Annotated in this window: 16 protein-coding genes; 14 read left to right on the forward strand and 2 right to left on the reverse strand. The window is 56.4% G+C overall.

Annotation, left to right across the window (positions count from 1 at the left end; all coding sequences use genetic code 11):
• From R6W86_RS12000 to R6W86_RS12010, 3 genes are all read left to right on the forward strand, one after another.
• Window positions 1–225 (forward strand): hypothetical protein (locus tag R6W86_RS12000; protein WP_410329597.1); only part of this gene is annotated, 225 nt, incomplete at its 5' end.
• 383 nt (window positions 226–608) lie between these two features.
• A complete protein-coding gene (locus tag R6W86_RS12005) occupies window positions 609–1,184 on the forward strand; it encodes a hypothetical protein (RefSeq protein ID WP_410329598.1) in 576 nt (191 codons plus the stop codon).
• 7 nt (window positions 1,185–1,191) lie between these two features.
• Entirely contained in the window at window positions 1,192–1,383 is a 192-nt protein-coding gene (locus tag R6W86_RS12010) for a hypothetical protein (protein ID WP_410329599.1), read from the forward strand.
• A 235-nt stretch (window positions 1,384–1,618) separates the two neighbouring features.
• Here the strand turns inward: R6W86_RS12010 and R6W86_RS12015 are convergent, their stop codons facing one another.
• Window positions 1,619–1,861: a hypothetical protein gene (locus R6W86_RS12015; protein ID WP_410329600.1), complete on the reverse strand. Its 243-nt coding sequence runs from the start codon at window positions 1,859–1,861 to the stop codon at window positions 1,619–1,621.
• Between the two features lie 339 nt (window positions 1,862–2,200).
• Here R6W86_RS12015 and R6W86_RS12020 point away from each other — a divergent pair, with 339 nt between their 5' ends.
• Together R6W86_RS12020 and R6W86_RS12025 are read left to right on the forward strand one after the other, a co-directional pair.
• Window positions 2,201–3,412 (forward strand): pilin, encoded by a 1,212-nt coding sequence (locus tag R6W86_RS12020; RefSeq protein WP_410329601.1) that lies wholly within the window; start codon window positions 2,201–2,203, stop codon window positions 3,410–3,412.
• A gap of 140 nt (window positions 3,413–3,552) precedes the next feature.
• Complete coding sequence (locus R6W86_RS12025; RefSeq protein WP_410329602.1) at window positions 3,553–4,899, forward strand: erythromycin esterase family protein; 1,347 nt, start codon at window positions 3,553–3,555, stop codon at window positions 4,897–4,899.
• A 79-nt stretch (window positions 4,900–4,978) separates the two neighbouring features.
• On the opposite strand, the gene gltA is transcribed toward R6W86_RS12025, so the two are convergent.
• Window positions 4,979–6,253, reverse strand: coding sequence for a citrate synthase (gene gltA, locus R6W86_RS12030; protein ID WP_410329603.1), 1,275 nt, complete (start codon window positions 6,251–6,253; stop codon window positions 4,979–4,981).
• Between the two features lie 477 nt (window positions 6,254–6,730).
• Here gltA and sdhC point away from each other — a divergent pair, with 477 nt between their 5' ends.
• From sdhC to sucD, 9 genes are all read left to right on the forward strand, one after another.
• Window positions 6,731–7,108 carry a succinate dehydrogenase, cytochrome b556 subunit gene (gene sdhC / locus R6W86_RS12035; protein WP_410329604.1) on the forward strand — a complete coding sequence of 126 codons (378 nt, stop codon included), beginning with the start codon at window positions 6,731–6,733 and terminating at the stop codon, window positions 7,106–7,108.
• Window positions 7,105–7,446 carry a succinate dehydrogenase, hydrophobic membrane anchor protein gene (gene sdhD / locus R6W86_RS12040; protein WP_410329627.1) on the forward strand — a complete coding sequence of 114 codons (342 nt, stop codon included), beginning with the start codon at window positions 7,105–7,107 and terminating at the stop codon, window positions 7,444–7,446. The genes sdhC and sdhD overlap by 4 nt, the downstream gene beginning before the upstream one ends.
• A gap of 3 nt (window positions 7,447–7,449) precedes the next feature.
• Window positions 7,450–9,222, forward strand: coding sequence for a succinate dehydrogenase flavoprotein subunit (gene sdhA / locus R6W86_RS12045; protein WP_410329605.1), 1,773 nt, complete (start codon window positions 7,450–7,452; stop codon window positions 9,220–9,222).
• Between the two features lie 16 nt (window positions 9,223–9,238).
• A complete protein-coding gene (locus R6W86_RS12050) occupies window positions 9,239–9,943 on the forward strand; it encodes a succinate dehydrogenase iron-sulfur subunit (RefSeq protein ID WP_410329606.1) in 705 nt (234 codons plus the stop codon).
• A gap of 307 nt (window positions 9,944–10,250) precedes the next feature.
• Window positions 10,251–13,088, forward strand: a complete 2,838-nt coding sequence (locus R6W86_RS12055; protein WP_410329607.1) for a 2-oxoglutarate dehydrogenase E1 component — start codon at window positions 10,251–10,253, stop codon at window positions 13,086–13,088.
• 25 nt (window positions 13,089–13,113) lie between these two features.
• Window positions 13,114–14,340 carry a 2-oxoglutarate dehydrogenase complex dihydrolipoyllysine-residue succinyltransferase gene (gene odhB, locus R6W86_RS12060; protein WP_410329608.1) on the forward strand — a complete coding sequence of 409 codons (1,227 nt, stop codon included), beginning with the start codon at window positions 13,114–13,116 and terminating at the stop codon, window positions 14,338–14,340.
• Between the two features lie 35 nt (window positions 14,341–14,375).
• The gene (gene lpdA / locus R6W86_RS12065; RefSeq protein ID WP_410329609.1) at window positions 14,376–15,818 is read left to right on the forward strand and encodes a dihydrolipoyl dehydrogenase; all 1,443 of its coding nucleotides are present in this window, start codon (window positions 14,376–14,378) and stop codon (window positions 15,816–15,818) included.
• A 36-nt stretch (window positions 15,819–15,854) separates the two neighbouring features.
• On the forward strand, window positions 15,855–17,021 hold the full coding sequence (sucC, locus tag R6W86_RS12070; RefSeq protein WP_410329610.1) for an ADP-forming succinate--CoA ligase subunit beta: 1,167 nt from the start codon (window positions 15,855–15,857) through the stop codon (window positions 17,019–17,021).
• On the forward strand, window positions 17,021–17,893 hold the full coding sequence (gene sucD, locus R6W86_RS12075; protein WP_410329611.1) for a succinate--CoA ligase subunit alpha: 873 nt from the start codon (window positions 17,021–17,023) through the stop codon (window positions 17,891–17,893). Before sucC ends, sucD begins: the two co-directional genes overlap by 1 nt.
• The last annotated feature ends 14 nt before the right edge of the window (window positions 17,894–17,907 follow it).

Raw genomic sequence — 17,907 nt, forward strand, 5'->3', positions numbered from 1 at the left:
ACCTACCACCCGGACCACCTGGGCACCAGCGCCTACATCACCCACACCAACGGGCAGGTGTACCAGCACCTGGAGTATTTCCCGTTCGGGGAAACCTGGGTGGAGGAGCACTCGAACAAGCAGCGCACGCCGTATTTGTTCACCGCCAAGGAGCTGGATGAGGCCTCGCAGCTGTATTACTTTGGGGCGCGCCCCTGGCCGAGCCATCGCCTTTCGGTGAAATAGGGGCAGCTATCATACCCTCGGAAAATACACTCTGGTTGGTTTGGGAGTTATTTCTCTTTCATCCGACAGCATGATGAATGAGAGCGGCGAGGCTGATGCTACTCCTATAACCGAAGGGGATGACCTACCAAATCAGGGTAACGTGACTGGTAGCGTAGAGGGTGCTCCATCCGTGGACACAGGTAAGCAAGGTAAACCTGTTCCAGGGCATAATAATGAGAGCGAAGGTAAGTCAGAATGGAAAGACGCGAAGATGGTGTTAGAAAAACACAGGAGGCCTCATTTAATGGTACAACAGTAAAACCAGATGGGAGTGTCAGAATTGGCAAAAAGTGAAAGTGGCAGGGATATAAAAGTTCATCAGGATACGAAAGGAAATATTCATGGTTATCCCCTCGGATAGTGATATGTACGCTCCTTATAATAGGGTGAAAAAAAGTATCGACCAGTTTACTAAGGAGCATAGTATTTCCTACTTGCTTGAAAAATATATTGAAAAGAATTTTTGGGTCAATGAATTATGTAACTGGTTTTGTGTAGAAAATATAGATAATCTTACTGATTTTAATTATTCGAGGTGCTTCAATTATGCAATCAATGAAGGGGGCCTTGAGTTGTTTGTTGGTAAAAATGGTTTCACTGATTATGTTATGGAAAAAGGGGCTCTTAACAGAGTTCATGTGATGATTTCAGCATTGGCGCCTTATGTTGCATATCAAATGGTTAGATACGAGCGTAGGGGTGATAGCATTGTAATGGAGTCAGGTGAGAAAAATTATGAATGGCGAGAAAGGGTTAACTCTTCTGTCATAGGGCTTTGCAAATCAAATAATTTGCTTATGATTGGCGATAAGGATCTCCAGCGAATAGTTGAAGGAGTGTCTTTAGAGCTTCATGGCCCTGGCCCGTCTGTATTCAACATATTGTTTGAAGACGGTGCATCAGCTTATCCGTTTTAAGTGTCGATTGCCCCGTCGGTCTTTAGCAAGCCGGGCCCTGACCCAGCACTACGATCTGGAACACCCGAACGATCTGATCGAAACCGTGCTGTTCACCGAGGGCCTCAAACGAGTGCTGCAGACCACGAATGGCAGTCAGATTGGCAACGGAGTGGACGATCGTCAGGTAGTCTTGGTCGCCTCCGGCCGGGAAGGTTGAAGCAAGAATCAGGGCCAGGCTAGTTTGGATTGGTATTGTTTCTCGTTCTTTTTGGCGACCAGTAGCCGAATATGGTGTTTCTAAGGCATCACACCCTCCCGATGTCTGAGACGTCGAGGTGAAGTCAATTGCGAACGCGAAGGTATGAAAATCGCTTTTATTTCATTAACCAGACGGGACACTGGGGGCGGGCGCCAGGTAGCGGACGGCATTACCACTACCTGACTGTTGGTTGTTACGACATTGAGTCGAGTTTATCCATGGCTTCCCTGAGCACTTTCACTGATTCTGAATGCTTGCCCTGGTTGTGGAGTGACTCTCCCTCATCCCGGAGAGCTTTGATATTGGCTTCGGTCTCACTGTCGAGTTGAGCTGACTGAAGCTGTTGGTTGATCTGGCTCACCAGAGAAGGGCATTGGTTGGCCAGTGCGGAACCGGCGAAAAACACCGTAAATAACAGTGCTGCTAAGTAACGCATGATATTACCTCCTTTTTTGTGCACGCCCCTATGAAGCATAGCTTACCCGGCAATAATTTGATTGGTCATTGTTCAGTCAGTTCCCGGCGAATTCGAAAAAAAATACCAAGAACATTTTTGAACTTGGTCACACTCTGACGACTGCGTAAAGAAAATCGACACGTGGCCGTAGAAGGGGTTTGATGCGTTTTCTATACTCGTTTGCCTACTGTGTGGCCGCACCGCAATGACACTTCCTGCCTGAACCATCTCGTGCATTGCCCCGTGCTTTCGTCCGGTGGTATTAACCGGGCCGGGATGTGGCCCATCACCCTGTAGTCATTAAATTGAGGGAAAAGCATGGAATTGGTTTATAAGAACGAGAAGCCGCTGCTCAGAATAGCGGTCGTGTTTTCAGCGATTATCTGGCTGGCGTTATTTGTCGGTACCTTCGGGATTGTCTTGTTGTACCTGTTTCTGGGATATGTGTTCTTTCTTTTTGCGCATTCCGCATTTATCTCCCACCTGAAGGGTTCCGGGGTGCGGATCAGCCAGGAACAGTATCCGGATTTGTATGAGCGGCTGGTCCGTTGTTGTCAGAAGGTTGGCGTCAAGGAAGTGCCTGAGGCCTACCTGTTACGTACCGATTTCTTTAACGCACTGGCCACCAAGTTCCTGGGCCGTCACTTCGTGGTGCTGTTTACGGATGTAATTGATGCCCTGGAGGATCAGCCCGGTGCGATCGACTTCTACATTGGTCATGAACTTGGCCACATCCACCGCAAGCATCTTTCCTGGCGCGCCTTTGTCATGCCGGGCTCGCTTTTGCCTGTAATTGGCCCGGCTCTGCGTCGCGCTGAGGAATATACCTGTGACCGGTATGGCGTTGCCTGTTGTCAGTCTGAACAGGACATCAAGGCTGCCATCGCCGCTATCGCCGCCGGGGATACCCGCTGGAAGACGATCAATGTGGATGCCTATGTCAGTCAGGTGCAGGCCACCAATGGTTTCTGGATGTCGTTCAACGAGCTTACCGGTGACTATCCATGGCTGACCAAACGGATGGCGACTGCTGTTGCACTTGCGCAGGGCAGGGAAGTAAAGCATCCGCGCCGTAGCCTCTGGGCCTGGGTACTGTCGATGTTTGTGCCCCGCGTCGGTGGTGGAGCTGGCGGTGCGGCGTCGCTTCTGGTAACGGTCGCGATGATTGGTGTGTTGGCTGCGGTGGCCATACCTGCCTATCAGCAATATATGGAAAAAGCCCGCTACTCAGCGGCCTACTCGGAGGCTCAGGGTGTTCAGGAGAGGGTGACGTCCTATGCATACGATAATCAGTCCTGGCCGGTGACGATGCAGGAGCTCGGCTATCCGGAGCTCACGCTGGGGAATGAGGAGCAGAACTACTCTATTGATGTCTATGAGGACGGCCTGATCGGGGTTGAGATGGGCGTGGATGATTCCGGTGAGTCGGAATACATTGTGCTTGAGCCCTCCATTGATAGCGGGGAGATCAGCTGGGTCTGTTATGGCCAGAATGTGAACGAGCAGTATTTGCCCGCTGATTGTCAGTAGGCTCAGGCTGTAACAAAAAAGGGGCTTTCGGGTCCCTTTCTTTTTATTTCAGAGTATTAGCTGAACTTCATAGAATTGACCTGAGCTTCCCCTGGTGTACTAGACTGTAATCAGGACACCGACTGAGGGGAGGGCCCGCCATGGCCATTGGTTATGATCCATTCGGTTTTGGAGGTTCCGCGGGTACTGGCGGATCAGATCTCTCAAAGGCAATCGCCGGCCTTGCCGAATCCTTCAGTTCCGTGAACAACCTGCCTCTCGATAACCTGCTGTCTCGCATCGGTGATGCGCGCGTGGTGCTTCTGGGAGAGGCTTCCCACGGTACAGCAGAATTTTATCTCGCCCGCCAACGTATCACCCGCGCCCTGATCGAGAGGAAGGGGTTTTCCTTCGTGGCCATTGAGGGGGACTGGCCGGATGCAGCGCAGGTAGACCATTATGTTCGCCACGCCGAGTACCCGCCGTCGGAATGGACTGCGTTTTCCCGTTTCCCCACCTGGATGTGGCGCAACGAGGAAGTGCGGGGCTTTGTCGACTGGTTGCATGGATACAACAGTACGCGCCCGGCGCATGAGCGGGTCGCGTTTCATGGTCTCGATCTTTACAGCCTTTATAGTTCTATCCGTGCGGTGCTGGAATACCTGGAAGAGGTGGATCCGGATCTCGCGATCCATGCCCGGCGGCGCTATGAATGCCTGGCGCCGTTCGAAGGTGAACCGGCTACCTACGCCAAGGCCGCGCTCAATCCGGATTATCAGACCTGCGAAAAGCCTGTCCTCGACATGCTCAACGAATTGCTTCGCCGGCATCGTCGCTATGCAGAACATGATTCCGACCGGTTTCTGAATGCCATTCAGAATGCCCGACTGGTGGCGGATGCCGAGGAGTATTACCGCACCATGTATTACGGATTCCACAACGCGTGGAATCTGCGGGATACCCACATGTTCGAGACTTTGGAGTCGTTGCTGAAACACTACGGAGATAACGCCAAGGCTGTTGTCTGGGCCCATAACAGTCATGTGGGCGATTCCGATGCCACGGACATGAGCCGGCGGGGCGAGTTCAATATCGGCCGTCTTTGCCGGGCCCGGTTTGGCAAGCAACTTTATACAGTCGGGTTCGGCACCGATCACGGTACGGTGGCGGCAGCATCAAACTGGGATGCGCCGATGGAAATCATGCAGGTCAGGCCATCGCTGGAGGGTAGTTTCGAGCGGCTCTGCCATCAGACCGGGCTCCCAGGTTTTCTGCTTCCGTTTCAGAAGGCGCAGGGCGGGGTGCTTGAGATATTGTCGGAGCGGCTTCTGGAGCGCGCCATCGGGGTGATTTATCGGCCGGAATCGGAGCGGCAGAGCCACTATCTCCGGGCCTGTCTGCCCGAGCAGTTTGATGAATACATCTGGCTGGATGAGACCCGGGCGATTACGCCATTTGCGACGGGGACGTTGCCGGGAGTTCCGGATACCTACCCATTCGGGCTGTAGTTATCAGGACTGGGAATACAAAAAGAGGCCGCTGAAATCAGCGGCCTCTCTCGTTCCGGTTGGCAAGTCTTGGAAAGACCTACTTCTTCGGATAGTCGCGCTTGTCGGAGCCGGTGTACAGCTGGCGCGGACGGCCGATGCGATAGTCGCCGCTGACCATTTCGTTCCAGTGAGAGAACCAGCCGATGGTGCGTGCCATCGCGAAGATCACTGTGAACATGGAGGTTGGGATACCGATCGCCTTCAGGATGATGCCGGAGTAGAAGTCGACGTTCGGGTAGAGCTTGCGCTCCACGAAGTACTCGTCTTCCAGGGCAATCTTTTCCAGGCGCTGGGCAATCCTGAGCAGAGGATCGTTTTCCAGGCCCAGTTCCTTCAGAACTTCGTGTGCAGTTTGGCGCATCACCTTGGCGCGCGGGTCGAAGTTCTTGTAAACACGGTGACCGAAGCCCATCAGTCGGAACGGATCGTCCTTGTCCTTGGCCTTCTCGATGAACTTCTCGATGTTGGCCTCGTCGCCGATTTCGGCCAGCATGTCCAGTACGGCCTCGTTGGCGCCACCATGAGCCGGGCCCCACAGGGCGGCAATGCCGGAAGCGATACAGGCGTACGGGTTGGCACCGGTAGAGCCGGCCAGACGCACGGTAGAAGTAGACGCGTTCTGCTCGTGGTCCGCGTGCAGGATGAAGATCTTGTCCATGGCCTTGGCCAGAACCGGGTTCGGATTGTATTCCTCGCAGGGAACGCCAAACATCATCTGCAGGAAGTTCTCGGAGTAGGACAGATCGTTCCGCGGGTACATGAACGGCTGGCCGAGGCTGTACTTGTAACACCAGGCAGCGATGGTCGGCATCTTGGCGACCAGACGGTGTGCAGTGATCTGGCGCTGGGTCTCGTCGGTCACGTCCATCTGGTCGTGATAGAACGCGGACAGGGCGCCGACCACGCCACACATGATAGCCATCGGATGCGCGTCACGACGGAAGCCGTGGAAGAAGTTGCGCATCTGGTCGTGCAGCATGGTGTGGTTCTTGATGGTGTCGTGGAAGCGCTTGTTCTCTTCCTCAGAGGGCAATTCGCCATTCAGCAGTAGATAGCAGACTTCGAGGTAGTCCGAGTGCTCGGCAAGCTGGTCAATAGGGTAGCCGCGGTGGAGGAGAACCCCGTTGGTGCCGTCAATGTAGGTGATGGCTGATTCGCAGGCCGCTGTGGAAACAAATCCCGGGTCATAGGTGAAAACGCCTTCCTGGACCAGGCCTCGTACGTCGATAACGTCAGGGCCGACGGTGCCGGAATAAATCGGTAGCTCAATGGACTTGTCCCCCACCGAGAGCGTGGCTTTCCTGTCGGTCATGGTGCTCTCCTATTTATCAGCTTTGGAAGCTTTATCTGCATGTGTCGATGCGCTAGAAGGCGCGTATTATCGCAAAACTGGCGGCAAAATATAGGGCGTCAGCTTTTTTTGTCAATGGAGGGTGCGGTAAAAAGGTCGAATTCGCCATTGATGTAAATCAGGGAAATCCCGAACAACGCCTGATGCAATGGAGAAACGGATTTGTCAATAATCCTTATAGCTGTCTTAACCCCCGTGATTAGGCGGTTCCGGAAGGGTATCCCGTTTGTAATTGTAAGGGTCACTCCTTATAATCCCTAGCCCGGAATCGGGGATGCACTTTCACGCAAGCTGCAGCATAGCAAGCTATCTGGATGGCATCCGCCCTCCTGAACCAATCGGTTATCGGTAGCGTATCGATCGGCCGAACCTTACATACCAACCATCCGCGCGTCGGCTCGCCGGCTCCGCGGAACCAAGAGAGAGTGTGAGAGCGCTGTGAATAGCAAACGACCAGTAAATCTCGATCTCGGCAAGTTTCATTTTCCACTGCCAGCCATTACGTCCATATTGCACCGTATCAGCGGCATCATCATTTTTGTTGGTGTTGCGTTCCTGCTTTATGGGCTTCAGCTTTCCCTGTCCGGGGAAGAAGGGTTCAGTCGGGTAAGTGAACTGCTGGACGGCTTCCTTGCCAAGCTGATTACCTGGGGCATTTTGTCTGCTCTGCTTTACCACCTGGTTGCAGGTATCAAGCACCTGTTCATGGATATGGGCATCGGTGAAGATCTTGAGAGCGGTCGCCTCGCTGCGAAAGCTACGATCGTGGTTTCCGCCATTCTCATCGTTCTGGCAGGAGTCTGGGTATGGGCATGAGCAGCGCAACGAATATTGGTCGTAACGGGGTCCAGGACTGGATCATCCAGCGGGTCACCGCTTACGTATTAGCCCTCTATACACTGTTCCTCTTTGGCTTCCTTGTGACCACTGATGTTGATTATCAGTCCTGGTCGGCTCTGTTTGGTCAGGGATGGTTCAAGATCTTTACACTGCTCGCTCTGCTGTCCATTGCCGGGCACGCATGGGTTGGCTTGTGGACCGTTTCCACCGACTACATCAAATCCGCGATGCCGCGTTTCCTGTTTCAGGCTGCCTGCGTACTCGTGATTTTCGTGTATGTGGTGTGGGGCATTCAGATTCTTTGGGGGCTTTAATCGATGGCTAACATCAAGACCATGTCTTTTGACGCGATTGTTATCGGTGGTGGCGGTGCCGGTATGCGAGCCGCCCTGCAGCTGACCGAATCCGGTATCAATACCGCGTGTATCACGAAAGTATTTCCGACCCGGTCTCACACCGTATCCGCCCAGGGCGGCATCACCTGTGCGATCGCAAGTGCCGATCCCAACGATGACTGGCGCTGGCACATGTATGACACTGTCAAGGGCTCCGACTACATCGGTGACCAGGACGCCATCGAGTACATGTGTTCCGTGGGGCCCCAAGCTGTTTTCGAGTTGGAGCACATGGGGCTTCCGTTTTCCCGTACCGAGCAGGGCCGTATCTACCAGCGTCCGTTCGGTGGCCAGTCCAAGGACTACGGTAAAGGTGGGCAGGCTGCCCGTACCTGTGCCGCTGCCGACCGTACCGGTCATGCGCTGCTGCACACCCTTTACCAGGCCAATCTGAAGGGCGGCACTACCTTCCTTAATGAGTGGTACGCCGTCGATCTGGTCAAGAACGCCAAAGATGAGGTAGTTGGTGTTGTCGGTATCGAGATCGAGACGGGTGAAGTCTGCTACATCAAATCCAAGGCCACGGTTCTGGCCACCGGTGGTGCCGGCCGTATCTACGCTTCCACCACCAATGCCATGATCAACACCGGTGACGGTATCGGCATGGCCCTGCGTGCCGGCTTCCCGATGCAGGATATGGAGATGTGGCAGTTCCACCCGACCGGTATCCACGGTGCCGGTACGCTGGTGACCGAAGGTTGCCGGGGTGAGGGTGGTTACCTGATCAACTCCGAAGGTGAGCGTTTCATGGAGCGCTATGCTCCGAACGCGAAGGACCTGGCTGGCCGTGACGTTGTGGCCCGCTCCATGGTTCTGGAAATCCTGGAAGGTCGCGGCTGCGGTCCCGACAAGGATCACGTACTGCTGAAGCTGGATCACCTGGGTGAAGAAACCCTGAACCTGCGTCTGCCGGGCATCTGTGAGCTGTCCCGCACCTTCGCGCACGTGGACCCGGTGAAAGAGCCGATTCCGGTTGTTCCGACCTGTCACTACATGATGGGTGGTATTCCGACCAACGTTGGTGGCCAGGCTCTGACCCAGGACGAAAACGGCAACGACAAGCCGATCCCGGGTCTGTTTGCCTGTGGTGAGGCTGCCTGTGTATCCGTACATGGTGCCAACCGTCTGGGTGGCAACTCTCTGCTGGATCTGGTTGTGTTCGGTCGTGCGGCTGGTCTGCACATCGAGGAGCAGCTGCGCGGCGGCTTCGAAGTGGACGGCGCGAGCGAAGAAGACATCAAGCGTGCGATGGCTCGTCTGGATCGTCTGAACAGCGCCTCTGAAGGTGAGGATGTGGCCCAGGTTCGCAAGGACCTCCAGAACTGCATGCAGCTGTACTTCGGTGTATTCCGTGATGGCGAGAGCATGGAGAAGGGGCTCAAGCTGCTCGAGGAAATCGGTGAGCGGGTGAAGAAGACCAGGCTGGGCGATACCAGCGATGCCTTCAATACCGCGCGCATTGAGGCGCTGGAGCTGGATAACCTGTACGAGGTGGCCTACGCGACAGCCAAGTCGGCCGCCGAGCGTAAGGAAAGCCGTGGTGCTCACGCCCGGAATGACTTCACCGAGCGCGACGACGAGAACTGGCTCAAGCACTCCCTGTACTTCCCTCTGGACAAGCGGGTTGGCAAGCGTGACGTGAACTTTGCGCCGAAGACCGTGCCGATGTTCGAGCCGAAGATCCGGACTTACTAAGGGGAGGATGTAGAGAATGTTGGTAAGCCTGTACCGTTACAATCCCGAGACTGACAACGCCCCCTACATGCAGGACGTTGAGGTGGAGATTCCTGCCGGCAAGGACCTGATGGTTCTTGACGTGCTGAATCTGGTGAAGGAAAAAGACCCGACCATGTCCTACCGTCGCTCCTGTCGTGAGGGTGTGTGCGGTTCCGACGGCATGAACATGAACGGCAAGAACGGCCTGGCCTGTATCACCTCGGTTTCCCAGGTGGTGAAGAATGACAAGCTGGTGCTGCGTCCTTTGCCGGGTCTGCCGGTCATTCGTGACCTGGTGGTCGACATGAGTCTGTTCTACAAACAGTACGAAAAGGTCATGCCGTACCTCATCAATGACAAGCCGGCGCCTGCGATCGAGCGTCTGCAGTCTCCGGAAGACCGGGAGAAGCTGGACGGCCTGTACGAGTGTATTCTCTGTGCCTGCTGTTCCACGTCCTGCCCATCCTTCTGGTGGAACCCGGACAAGTTCATCGGTCCGGCCGGCCTGCTGCAGGCCTATCGGTTCCTGGCGGACAGTCGCGATACCGCCCAGGCGGAGCGGCTGGCGGATCTGGACGATCCGTTCAGTGTGTTCCGCTGCCGGGGCATCATGAACTGTGTCAGTGTCTGCCCGAAAGGCCTGAACCCCACAAGGGCTATCGGCCACATCCGGAACCTCCTGCTACAACGGGCGACCTGATCAGCAGGTTCCGAGACAGACGCTATACTGTTCTGACCAGGTTGGCACCCCGAAGGCCTCGCTCTGCGCGGGGCCTTCAACCAAAGGCTTATGGTCAAAAGTCTTAGTCGGGTGCAGACTACGCATGCCGTGACGATAACTTAAAAGGTATTCGCGGCTTTGCCGAGTATAAAAACCACTGGGGAATGGAAAACATCCGTGTCGCGTGTGGTGGTCAAAGTCATGCCGTAGATACCCGTATTGACTGAGCTTTACCCCTGGCCGACCATACCGGCTCCCCGCACCAGCCCAAGGTGAGCTATTCAAGATGCACGAAAGCATAATGGAGCAGTTGTGGCAGACTTCCCACCTGCAGGGTGGAAATCTTGCCTACGTTGAACAGCTTTTCGAGACCTACCTGACAGACCCCAACGCCGTTCCCGAAGAGTGGCGAAGCTACTTTGACAAGCTTCCCAGCGTTGACGGCTACCACGGCCGCGATATCGTCCACTCGTCCATCCGCGAACAGTTCGAGCATATTTCCCGAAACCAGCGTTTCCTGGCCGCCAGCGGTGTTCCCGCCAGTGCCACATCTGACGCGGACAAGAAGCAGATCCGTGTACTCCAGATGATTAACGCTTTCCGTTTCCGGGGTCACCAGGAAGCGAAGCTCGATCCCCTCGGCGTTTGGCAGCGTCCCCAGGTAGAAGACCTGGATCCCCGGTTCCATGAACTTGGCGAATCCGACCTTGATCTCGAATTCCAGACCGGCTCCCTGAACTTCGGTTCCGAGACCATGAAGCTCTCGGACATCGTTGACGGGCTGCGTCAGACCTACTGTCAGAGTATCGGCGCGGAGTACATGCATGTCGTCGATACCCGTGTTAAGCGTTGGTTCCAGCAGCGTATGGAACCGGTCCGCTCACGGCCGGAATACGAAGCGACCACACGCAAGCACATCCTTGAGCGCCTGACCGCCGCTGAAGGACTCGAGAAGTATCTGGGTTCCCGTTACCCGGGCGTCAAGCGTTTCGGTCTGGAAGGTGGCGAAAGTCTGATTCCCTGCCTGGATGAACTGATCCAGCGTGCAGGCTCCTATGGTGCAAAAGAAATCGTTCTGGGTATGGCCCACCGTGGCCGCCTGAACGTTCTGGTGAACACACTCGGCAAGAACCCGAAAGAACTCTTCGACGAGTTTGAGGGCAAGAAACTGGCGGACTCCGGCTCCGGGGACGTCAAGTATCACCAGGGCTTTTCTTCCAACGTCATGACTCCCGGTGGCGAAGTGCACCTGGCGATGGCGTTCAACCCATCTCACCTGGAAATCGTGTCTCCGGTGGTTGAGGGTTCGGTTCGGGCGCGCCAGACCCGCCGTGGCGATACCGATGGCAGCCAGGTCGTGCCCATCGTCATGCATGGTGACGCTGCCTTTGCCGGCCAGGGCGTGGTCATGGAAACCTTCCAGATGTCCCAGACCCGGGGCTATGGCGTGGGCGGTACCATCCATATCGTTATCAACAACCAGGTCGGCTTCACCACCAGCAAGCAGGAAGATGCCCGTTCCACCGAGTACTGCACCGATGTTGCCAAGATGGTTCAGGCGCCGATTCTGCACGTGAACGCGGATGACTCTGAAGCGGTCATGTTCGCCACACAGATGGCCATGGACTACCGCAACGAATTCAAGGGCGACGTGGTCATCGATCTGGTTTGCTACCGCCGTCGCGGCCACAACGAGGCTGACGAGCCGGCTGCGACCCAACCGCTCATGTATGAAAAGATCCGCAAGCTGAAGACCACCCGCGCCCTGTATGCGGATCAGTTGGTCGAGGCGGGTGTTATCTCCGACGACGAAGCCAAGCAGATGGAGACCGAATACCGTGACGCCCTGGATAATGGCGAGCACGTCGTGAAGTCTCTGGTCAAGGAGCCCAACACCGAGCTCTACGTTGACTGGACGCCGTACCTGGGGCACGAGTGGACAGCCAAGTGCAAGACCAGCGTCAATCTGAAAACGATCCAGAAGCTGGGCAAGCAACTGACCTCCCTGCCGGAGGGTTTCAGTGTCCAGCGCCAGGTGTCCAAGATCGTTAATGACCGCGAGAAGATGACCGCGGGCGCTCTGGCCCTGAACTGGGGCTACGGCGAGATGATGGCGTATGCCACATTGCTGAACGAAGGGCATCCGATCCGCCTTACCGGTCAGGACGTGGGCCGGGGTACCTTCTCCCACCGTCATGCGGTTCTGCATAACCAGAAAGACGGCTCGACCCACATCTCCCTGCAGACGCTTTCCGACGACCAGCCGCAGTTCGAGATCTATGATTCGCTGCTGTCCGAGGAAGCGGTCATGGCCTTCGAGTATGGTTACTCCACCACCACCCCGGACGCGCTCATTGTCTGGGAAGCCCAGTTTGGTGACTTCGCCAACGGTGCCCAGGTGGTTATCGACCAGTTCCTGACCAGTGGCGAGCACAAGTGGGGCCGTCTGTGTGGCCTGACGCTGCTGCTGCCGCACGGTTACGAAGGGCAGGGGCCGGAACACAGTTCCGCCCGCCTGGAGCGTTTCCTTCAGCTGTGTGCGGAGCACAACATTCAGGTGTGCGTGCCGACCACGCCGTCCCAGGTCTTCCACATGCTGCGTCGTCAGGTGAAGCGCCCGCTGCGCAAGCCGCTGGTGGCCATCACGCCGAAGAGTCTGTTGCGCCACAAGGAAGCGACCTCGGGTCTGGACGACCTGACCTCAGGTACCTTCCAGACCGTGCTGCCCGAGAAGGAGCCTTCCGATCCGAAGAAGGTCACCCGTCTGATCATGTGCAGCGGTAAGGTGTACTTTGATCTTCTGGAGAAGAAAAAAGCGGACGAGCGTGACGATGTCGCCATTGTTCGCATCGAGCAGCTGTACCCATTCCCGGGGGATGACCTGGATGAGCTGCTCAGCCAGTACACCAAACTCAAGAACGTGGTCTGGTGTCAGGAAGAGCCGATGAACCAGGGTGCGTGGTACTGCAGTCAGCATCACATGCGTAATGCACTGCAGCGCCTGAACCCCAAGCTGTACCTTCAGTATGCCGGTCGTGATGCCTCGGCTGCTCCTGCCTGTGGACATATGTCTGTCCACATCGAGGAGCAGAAAAAACTGGTCAACGACGCGTTTGAAATCTGACGAGCTACCGAACTAAGGATTTGTAATGTCAACTGAGATTAAAGCCCCCGTTTTCCCGGAGTCGGTCGCAGAGGGTACCGTCGCGACCTGGCACAAGCAGCCGGGCGAAGCCTGTTCCCGCGACGAGCTGATCGTCGATATCGAAACCGACAAGGTGGTCCTCGAAGTGGTTGCGCCGGCAGACGGTGTGATTGAGGAAGTTGTCAAGAATGAAGGCGATACCGTCGAAAGCGGTGAAGTGATCGGCAAATTCAAGGAAGGCGCCGCGGGCGAGTCCAAGCCTGCCAAAAGCAAGCCGGAACCCAAAGAGCAAGCACCGAAGGAAGAGACCGGATCAGAAGCCGCTTCCGGCGAAGCTATCCTGAGCCCGGCCGCTCGCAAGCTGGCCGAAGAAAACGATGTTGATCCGAATACCGTCAAGGGTACCGGCAAAGACGGCCGCGTCACCAAGGAAGACGTTCAGGCTCATATCGACAGCCATAAGGCCTCCGGTGGTACCGCGAAGCCGGCCGCTGAGGCAGGCATGCCGGAAGTGAACGTTGCCGCCGGCGAGCGTCCCGAGAAGCGCGTTCCGATGACCCGTCTGCGTGCCAGTATCGCCAAGCGCCTGGTGGAAGCCCAGCAGACCGCGGCCATGCTGACCACCTTCAACGAAGTCAACATGAAGCCGATCATGGAGCTGCGCAAGCAGTACCAGGACAGCTTCGTGAAGCGCCACGGTATCAAACTGGGCTTCATGTCCTTCTTCACCAAGGCGGCAACCGAAGCCCTGAAGCGTTTCCCTGCGGTTAACGCGTCCATCGACGGCAACGATATGGTTTATCATGGCTATCAGGATATCGGTGTCGCAGTCTCCACTGATCGTGGCCTGGTGGTTCCGGTTCTGCGTGATTCCGACGCCATGGGTCTGGCCGACATCGAGAAGAAGATCGTCGAGTACGGCACCAAGGCCAAAGAAGGCAAGCTGAGCATCGACGAGATGACCGGCGGTACCTTCACCATCACCAACGGCGGTATCTTCGGCTCGTTGATCTCCACGCCGATCCTGAATCCGCCGCAGACCGCAATCCTGGGCATGCATAAGATCCAGGAGCGCCCGATGGCAGTCAATGGTCAGGTTGAAATCCTGCCAATGATGTACCTGGCGCTGTCATACGATCACCGTATGATCGATGGTAAGGAAGCAGTGCAGTTCCTGGTAGCCATCAAGGAAATGCTTGAAGACCCGGCACGTATTCTGCTGGACGTGTGAACTGACACTTAACGAATCAGAGAACGGGATAAATTATGTCTGATAAGTACGACGTCATTGTCATCGGTGCCGGCCCTGGCGGCTACGTGGCCGCTATCAAAGCCGCTCAGCTCGGCCTGAAAACCGCTTGTGTCGAGTCCTGGACGTCCAAAGACGGCAAGAGCCAGGTGCTTGGCGGTACCTGCCTGAACGTGGGCTGTATTCCCTCCAAGGCCCTGCTGGAGATTTCTCACAAGTACGAGGAAGCCAGCCACGGCTACGAGATGCAGGGCATCATGGCGAAAGAAGTCTCTATGGACATCGCCAAGATGATGGAGCGGAAGTCCGGCATCGTTCAGCAGCTGACTGGCGGTATTGCCGGTCTGTTCAAGTCCAACGGTGTAACCCCCATCCACGGCCACGGCAAGCTGCTGGCAGGTCGCAAGGTGGAAGTGACCGACAAGGACGGCAAGACCAAGACTTACGAAGCCGACAACGTAATCCTCGCCACCGGCTCCAAGCCGATCGAGATTCCGCCGGCTCCGTTCGACGGTGAGTACATCGTCGATTCCGAGGGCGCGCTGGAGTTCAGCGAAGTGCCCAAGCGCCTGGGCGTTATCGGTGCCGGTGTCATCGGCCTCGAGTTGGGCAGTGTATGGGCCCGTCTGGGTTCCGAAGTCACTGTTCTGGAAGCCCAGGATACCTTCCTGCCGGCGGTTGACCAGCAGGTTGCGAAAGACTCCCTGAAGCAGTTCAAGAAGCAGGGCCTGGACATTGTTATGGGTGCACGGATGACCGGCGCTGAAGTCAAGCGCAAGCTGATCAACGTCACCTATGAAGACTCCAAGGGCAAGCAGGAAGCCAAATTCGACAAGCTGATCGTTGCGGTTGGCCGTCGTCCATACACTGACAACCTGCTGGCCGAAGACGCCGGTGTCCAGATGGACGAGCGTGGTTTCATCTTCGTGGATGATAACTGCAAGACCGAAGCACCGGGTGTATGGGCAATCGGTGACGTGGTTCGCGGTCCGATGCTGGCCCACAAGGCGTCCGAAGAGGGCGTGATGGTTGCCGAGCGCATTGCCGGACACAAGCCGCAGGTCAATTACGACTGCATTCCGAACGTGATTTACACCGCGCCGGAAGTGGCCTGGGTTGGCAAGACTGAAGAGCAGCTGAAGGCTGAGGGTGAAGAGTACAACGTCGGTACCTTCCCGTTCGCTGCCAACGGCCGCGCCATGGCAGCCAATGCAGCCAGTGGTCTGGTCAAGATCATTGCCGATGCCAAGACTGACCGCATCCTCGGCTTCCACGTGGTAGGCCCTCAGGCCTCCGAAATCGTGGCCCAGGGTGTGATCGCGATGGAGTTTGGTTCCAGCGCGGAAGATCTGGCCCTGACCTGTTTCGCGCACCCGACTCTGTCCGAGTCCGTGCACGAGGCGGCTCTGGCTGTTGCTGGCGGCGCGATCCATATTGCGAACCGTCGCAAGAAGAAGTAACGCAAACCAGGAATTCTTTAATTCGGGACATTTACTATGAATTTGCATGAATATCAGGGCAAGCAGCTGTTTGCTGAGTACGGCCTGCCCGTATCCAAAGGTATTGCCTGCGATACTCCCAAGGAAGCCGTAGCAGCGGCAGATGAAATCGGCGGTGACGGCTGGGTAGTCAAGGCCCAGGTTCACGCGGGTGGCCGTGGTAAGGCCGGCGGTGTAAAGCTGGTCAAGAGCAAAGAAGAAATCCGTGAGTTTGCCGAGAAGTGGCTGGGCCAGAACCTGGTTACCTACCAGACCGACGAGAACGGTCAGCCGGTCAGCAAGATCCTGGTTGAGTCCCTGACCGATATCGCTGAAGAGCTGTACCTGGGCGCCGTGGTTGACCGTGGCACCCGTCGTATCGTCTTCATGGCATCCACCGAAGGTGGTGTCGAGATCGAGAAGGTTGCCGAAGAGACTCCGGAAAAAATCCTGAAGGCCGAAATCGATCCGCTGGTCGGCGCTCAGCCGTACCAGGGCCGCGAGCTGGCCTTCAAACTGGGCCTGGAAGGCAAGCAGGTCGGCCAGTTCACCAAGATCTTCCTGGGTCTGGCCAAACTGTTCGAAGAAGCTGACCTGGCACTGGTTGAGATCAACCCGCTGGTTATCACTCCGGCCGGAGACCTGCACTGCCTGGACGCCAAGGTTGGTGTGGACGGCAACGCCCTGTACCGCCAGAAGAAAATCCACGAGATGCACGATCCTTCCCAGGAAGATTCCCGTGAAGCCGAAGCGGCCAAGTGGGAGCTGAACTACGTGGCACTGGAAGGCAACATCGGCTGCATGGTTAACGGTGCTGGTCTGGCCATGGGCACCATGGACATCATCAAGCTGTCCGGCGGCCAGCCTGCCAACTTCCTGGACGTAGGCGGCGGCGCGACCAAAGAGCGTGTTTCCGAAGCGTTCAAGATCATCCTGTCTGACGACGCGGTTCAGGCCGTTCTGGTTAACATCTTCGGTGGTATCGTTCGCTGCGACATGATCGCAGAGGGCATCATCGGCGCTGTTAAGGAAGTCGGTGTAAAAGTTCCTGTGGTTGTTCGCCTTGAAGGTAATAACGCCGAGCTGGGCACCAAGGTACTGGCCGAGAGTGGCCTGAACATCATTGCCGCCACCAGCCTGGCGGATGCTGCAGAGCAAGTCGTTAAAGCCGCAGGGGGTAAGTAATGAGCATCCTGATCAACAAAGACACCAAGGTTATCTGCCAGGGCTTTACCGGCTCCCAGGGTACCTTCCACTCTGAGCAGGCCATTGCCTATGGCACCAAGATGGTTGGCGGTGTAAGCCCCGGTAAGGGCGGCACCGAGCATCTGGGCCTGCCGGTATTTAACACCGTTCGTGACGCTGTTGAAGCGACCGGCGCGGAAGCCACCGTGATCTATGTACCGGCTCCGTTCTGCAAGGATGCCATCATCGAAGCGGCGGACGCCGGCATCCAGCTTATCGTCTGCATCACTGAAGGCATCCCGACCATCGACATGCTGTACGCCAAAGAATACGTTGATCGTAAAGGCGTTCGCATGATCGGACCGAACTGCCCGGGCTTGATCACTCCGGACGAGTGCAAGATTGGCATTATGCCGGGGCACATCCACAAGAAGGGTAAGGTCGGCATCGTATCCCGCTCCGGCACCCTGACTTACGAAGCGGTCAAGCAGACCACTGACTTCGGCTACGGCCAGTCCACCTGTGTCGGCATCGGTGGTGATCCGATCCCGGGTTCCAACTTCATCGATATCCTGAAGCTGCTGCAGGAAGACCCGGAAACCGAGGCCATCGTCATGATCGGTGAGATCGGCGGTACTGCCGAGGAAGAAGCGGCTGCGTTCATCAAAGAGAACGTAACCAAGCCGGTTGTTTCCTACATCGCGGGTGTGACTGCGCCTCCGGGCAAGCGTATGGGGCACGCCGGTGCGATCATCTCCGGTGGTAAGGGTACTGCAGACGAGAAGTTCGCTGCCCTGAACGACGCCGGCGTCAAGACCGTGCGCAGCCTGGCCGAAATCGGCAAGGCCCTGAAGGAAGTGACTGGCTGGTAAGCCTTTCCTTCTGA

This window comes from Marinobacter sp. (assembly GCF_046484525.1).
Lineage (GTDB): Bacteria > Pseudomonadota > Gammaproteobacteria > Pseudomonadales > Oleiphilaceae > Marinobacter.

Coding starts and splice junctions, on each gene's coding strand:
- sucD (WP_410329611.1), top strand. CDS start 17,021: ATGAGCATCCTGATCAACAAAGACACCAAGGTTATCTGCCAGGGCTTT.
- lpdA (WP_410329609.1), top strand. CDS start 14,376: ATGTCTGATAAGTACGACGTCATTGTCATCGGTGCCGGCCCTGGCGGC.
- R6W86_RS12020 (WP_410329601.1), top strand. CDS start 2,201: ATGGAATTGGTTTATAAGAACGAGAAGCCGCTGCTCAGAATAGCGGTC.
- R6W86_RS12015 (WP_410329600.1), bottom strand. CDS start 1,861: ATGCGTTACTTAGCAGCACTGTTATTTACGGTGTTTTTCGCCGGTTCC.
- R6W86_RS12050 (WP_410329606.1), top strand. CDS start 9,239: ATGTTGGTAAGCCTGTACCGTTACAATCCCGAGACTGACAACGCCCCC.
- sdhD (WP_410329627.1), top strand. CDS start 7,105: ATGAGCAGCGCAACGAATATTGGTCGTAACGGGGTCCAGGACTGGATC.
- R6W86_RS12025 (WP_410329602.1), top strand. CDS start 3,553: ATGGCCATTGGTTATGATCCATTCGGTTTTGGAGGTTCCGCGGGTACT.
- gltA (WP_410329603.1), bottom strand. CDS start 6,253: ATGACCGACAGGAAAGCCACGCTCTCGGTGGGGGACAAGTCCATTGAG.
- R6W86_RS12055 (WP_410329607.1), top strand. CDS start 10,251: ATGCACGAAAGCATAATGGAGCAGTTGTGGCAGACTTCCCACCTGCAG.
- R6W86_RS12005 (WP_410329598.1), top strand. CDS start 609: ATGGTTATCCCCTCGGATAGTGATATGTACGCTCCTTATAATAGGGTG.
- odhB (WP_410329608.1), top strand. CDS start 13,114: ATGTCAACTGAGATTAAAGCCCCCGTTTTCCCGGAGTCGGTCGCAGAG.
- sucC (WP_410329610.1), top strand. CDS start 15,855: ATGAATTTGCATGAATATCAGGGCAAGCAGCTGTTTGCTGAGTACGGC.
- sdhA (WP_410329605.1), top strand. CDS start 7,450: ATGGCTAACATCAAGACCATGTCTTTTGACGCGATTGTTATCGGTGGT.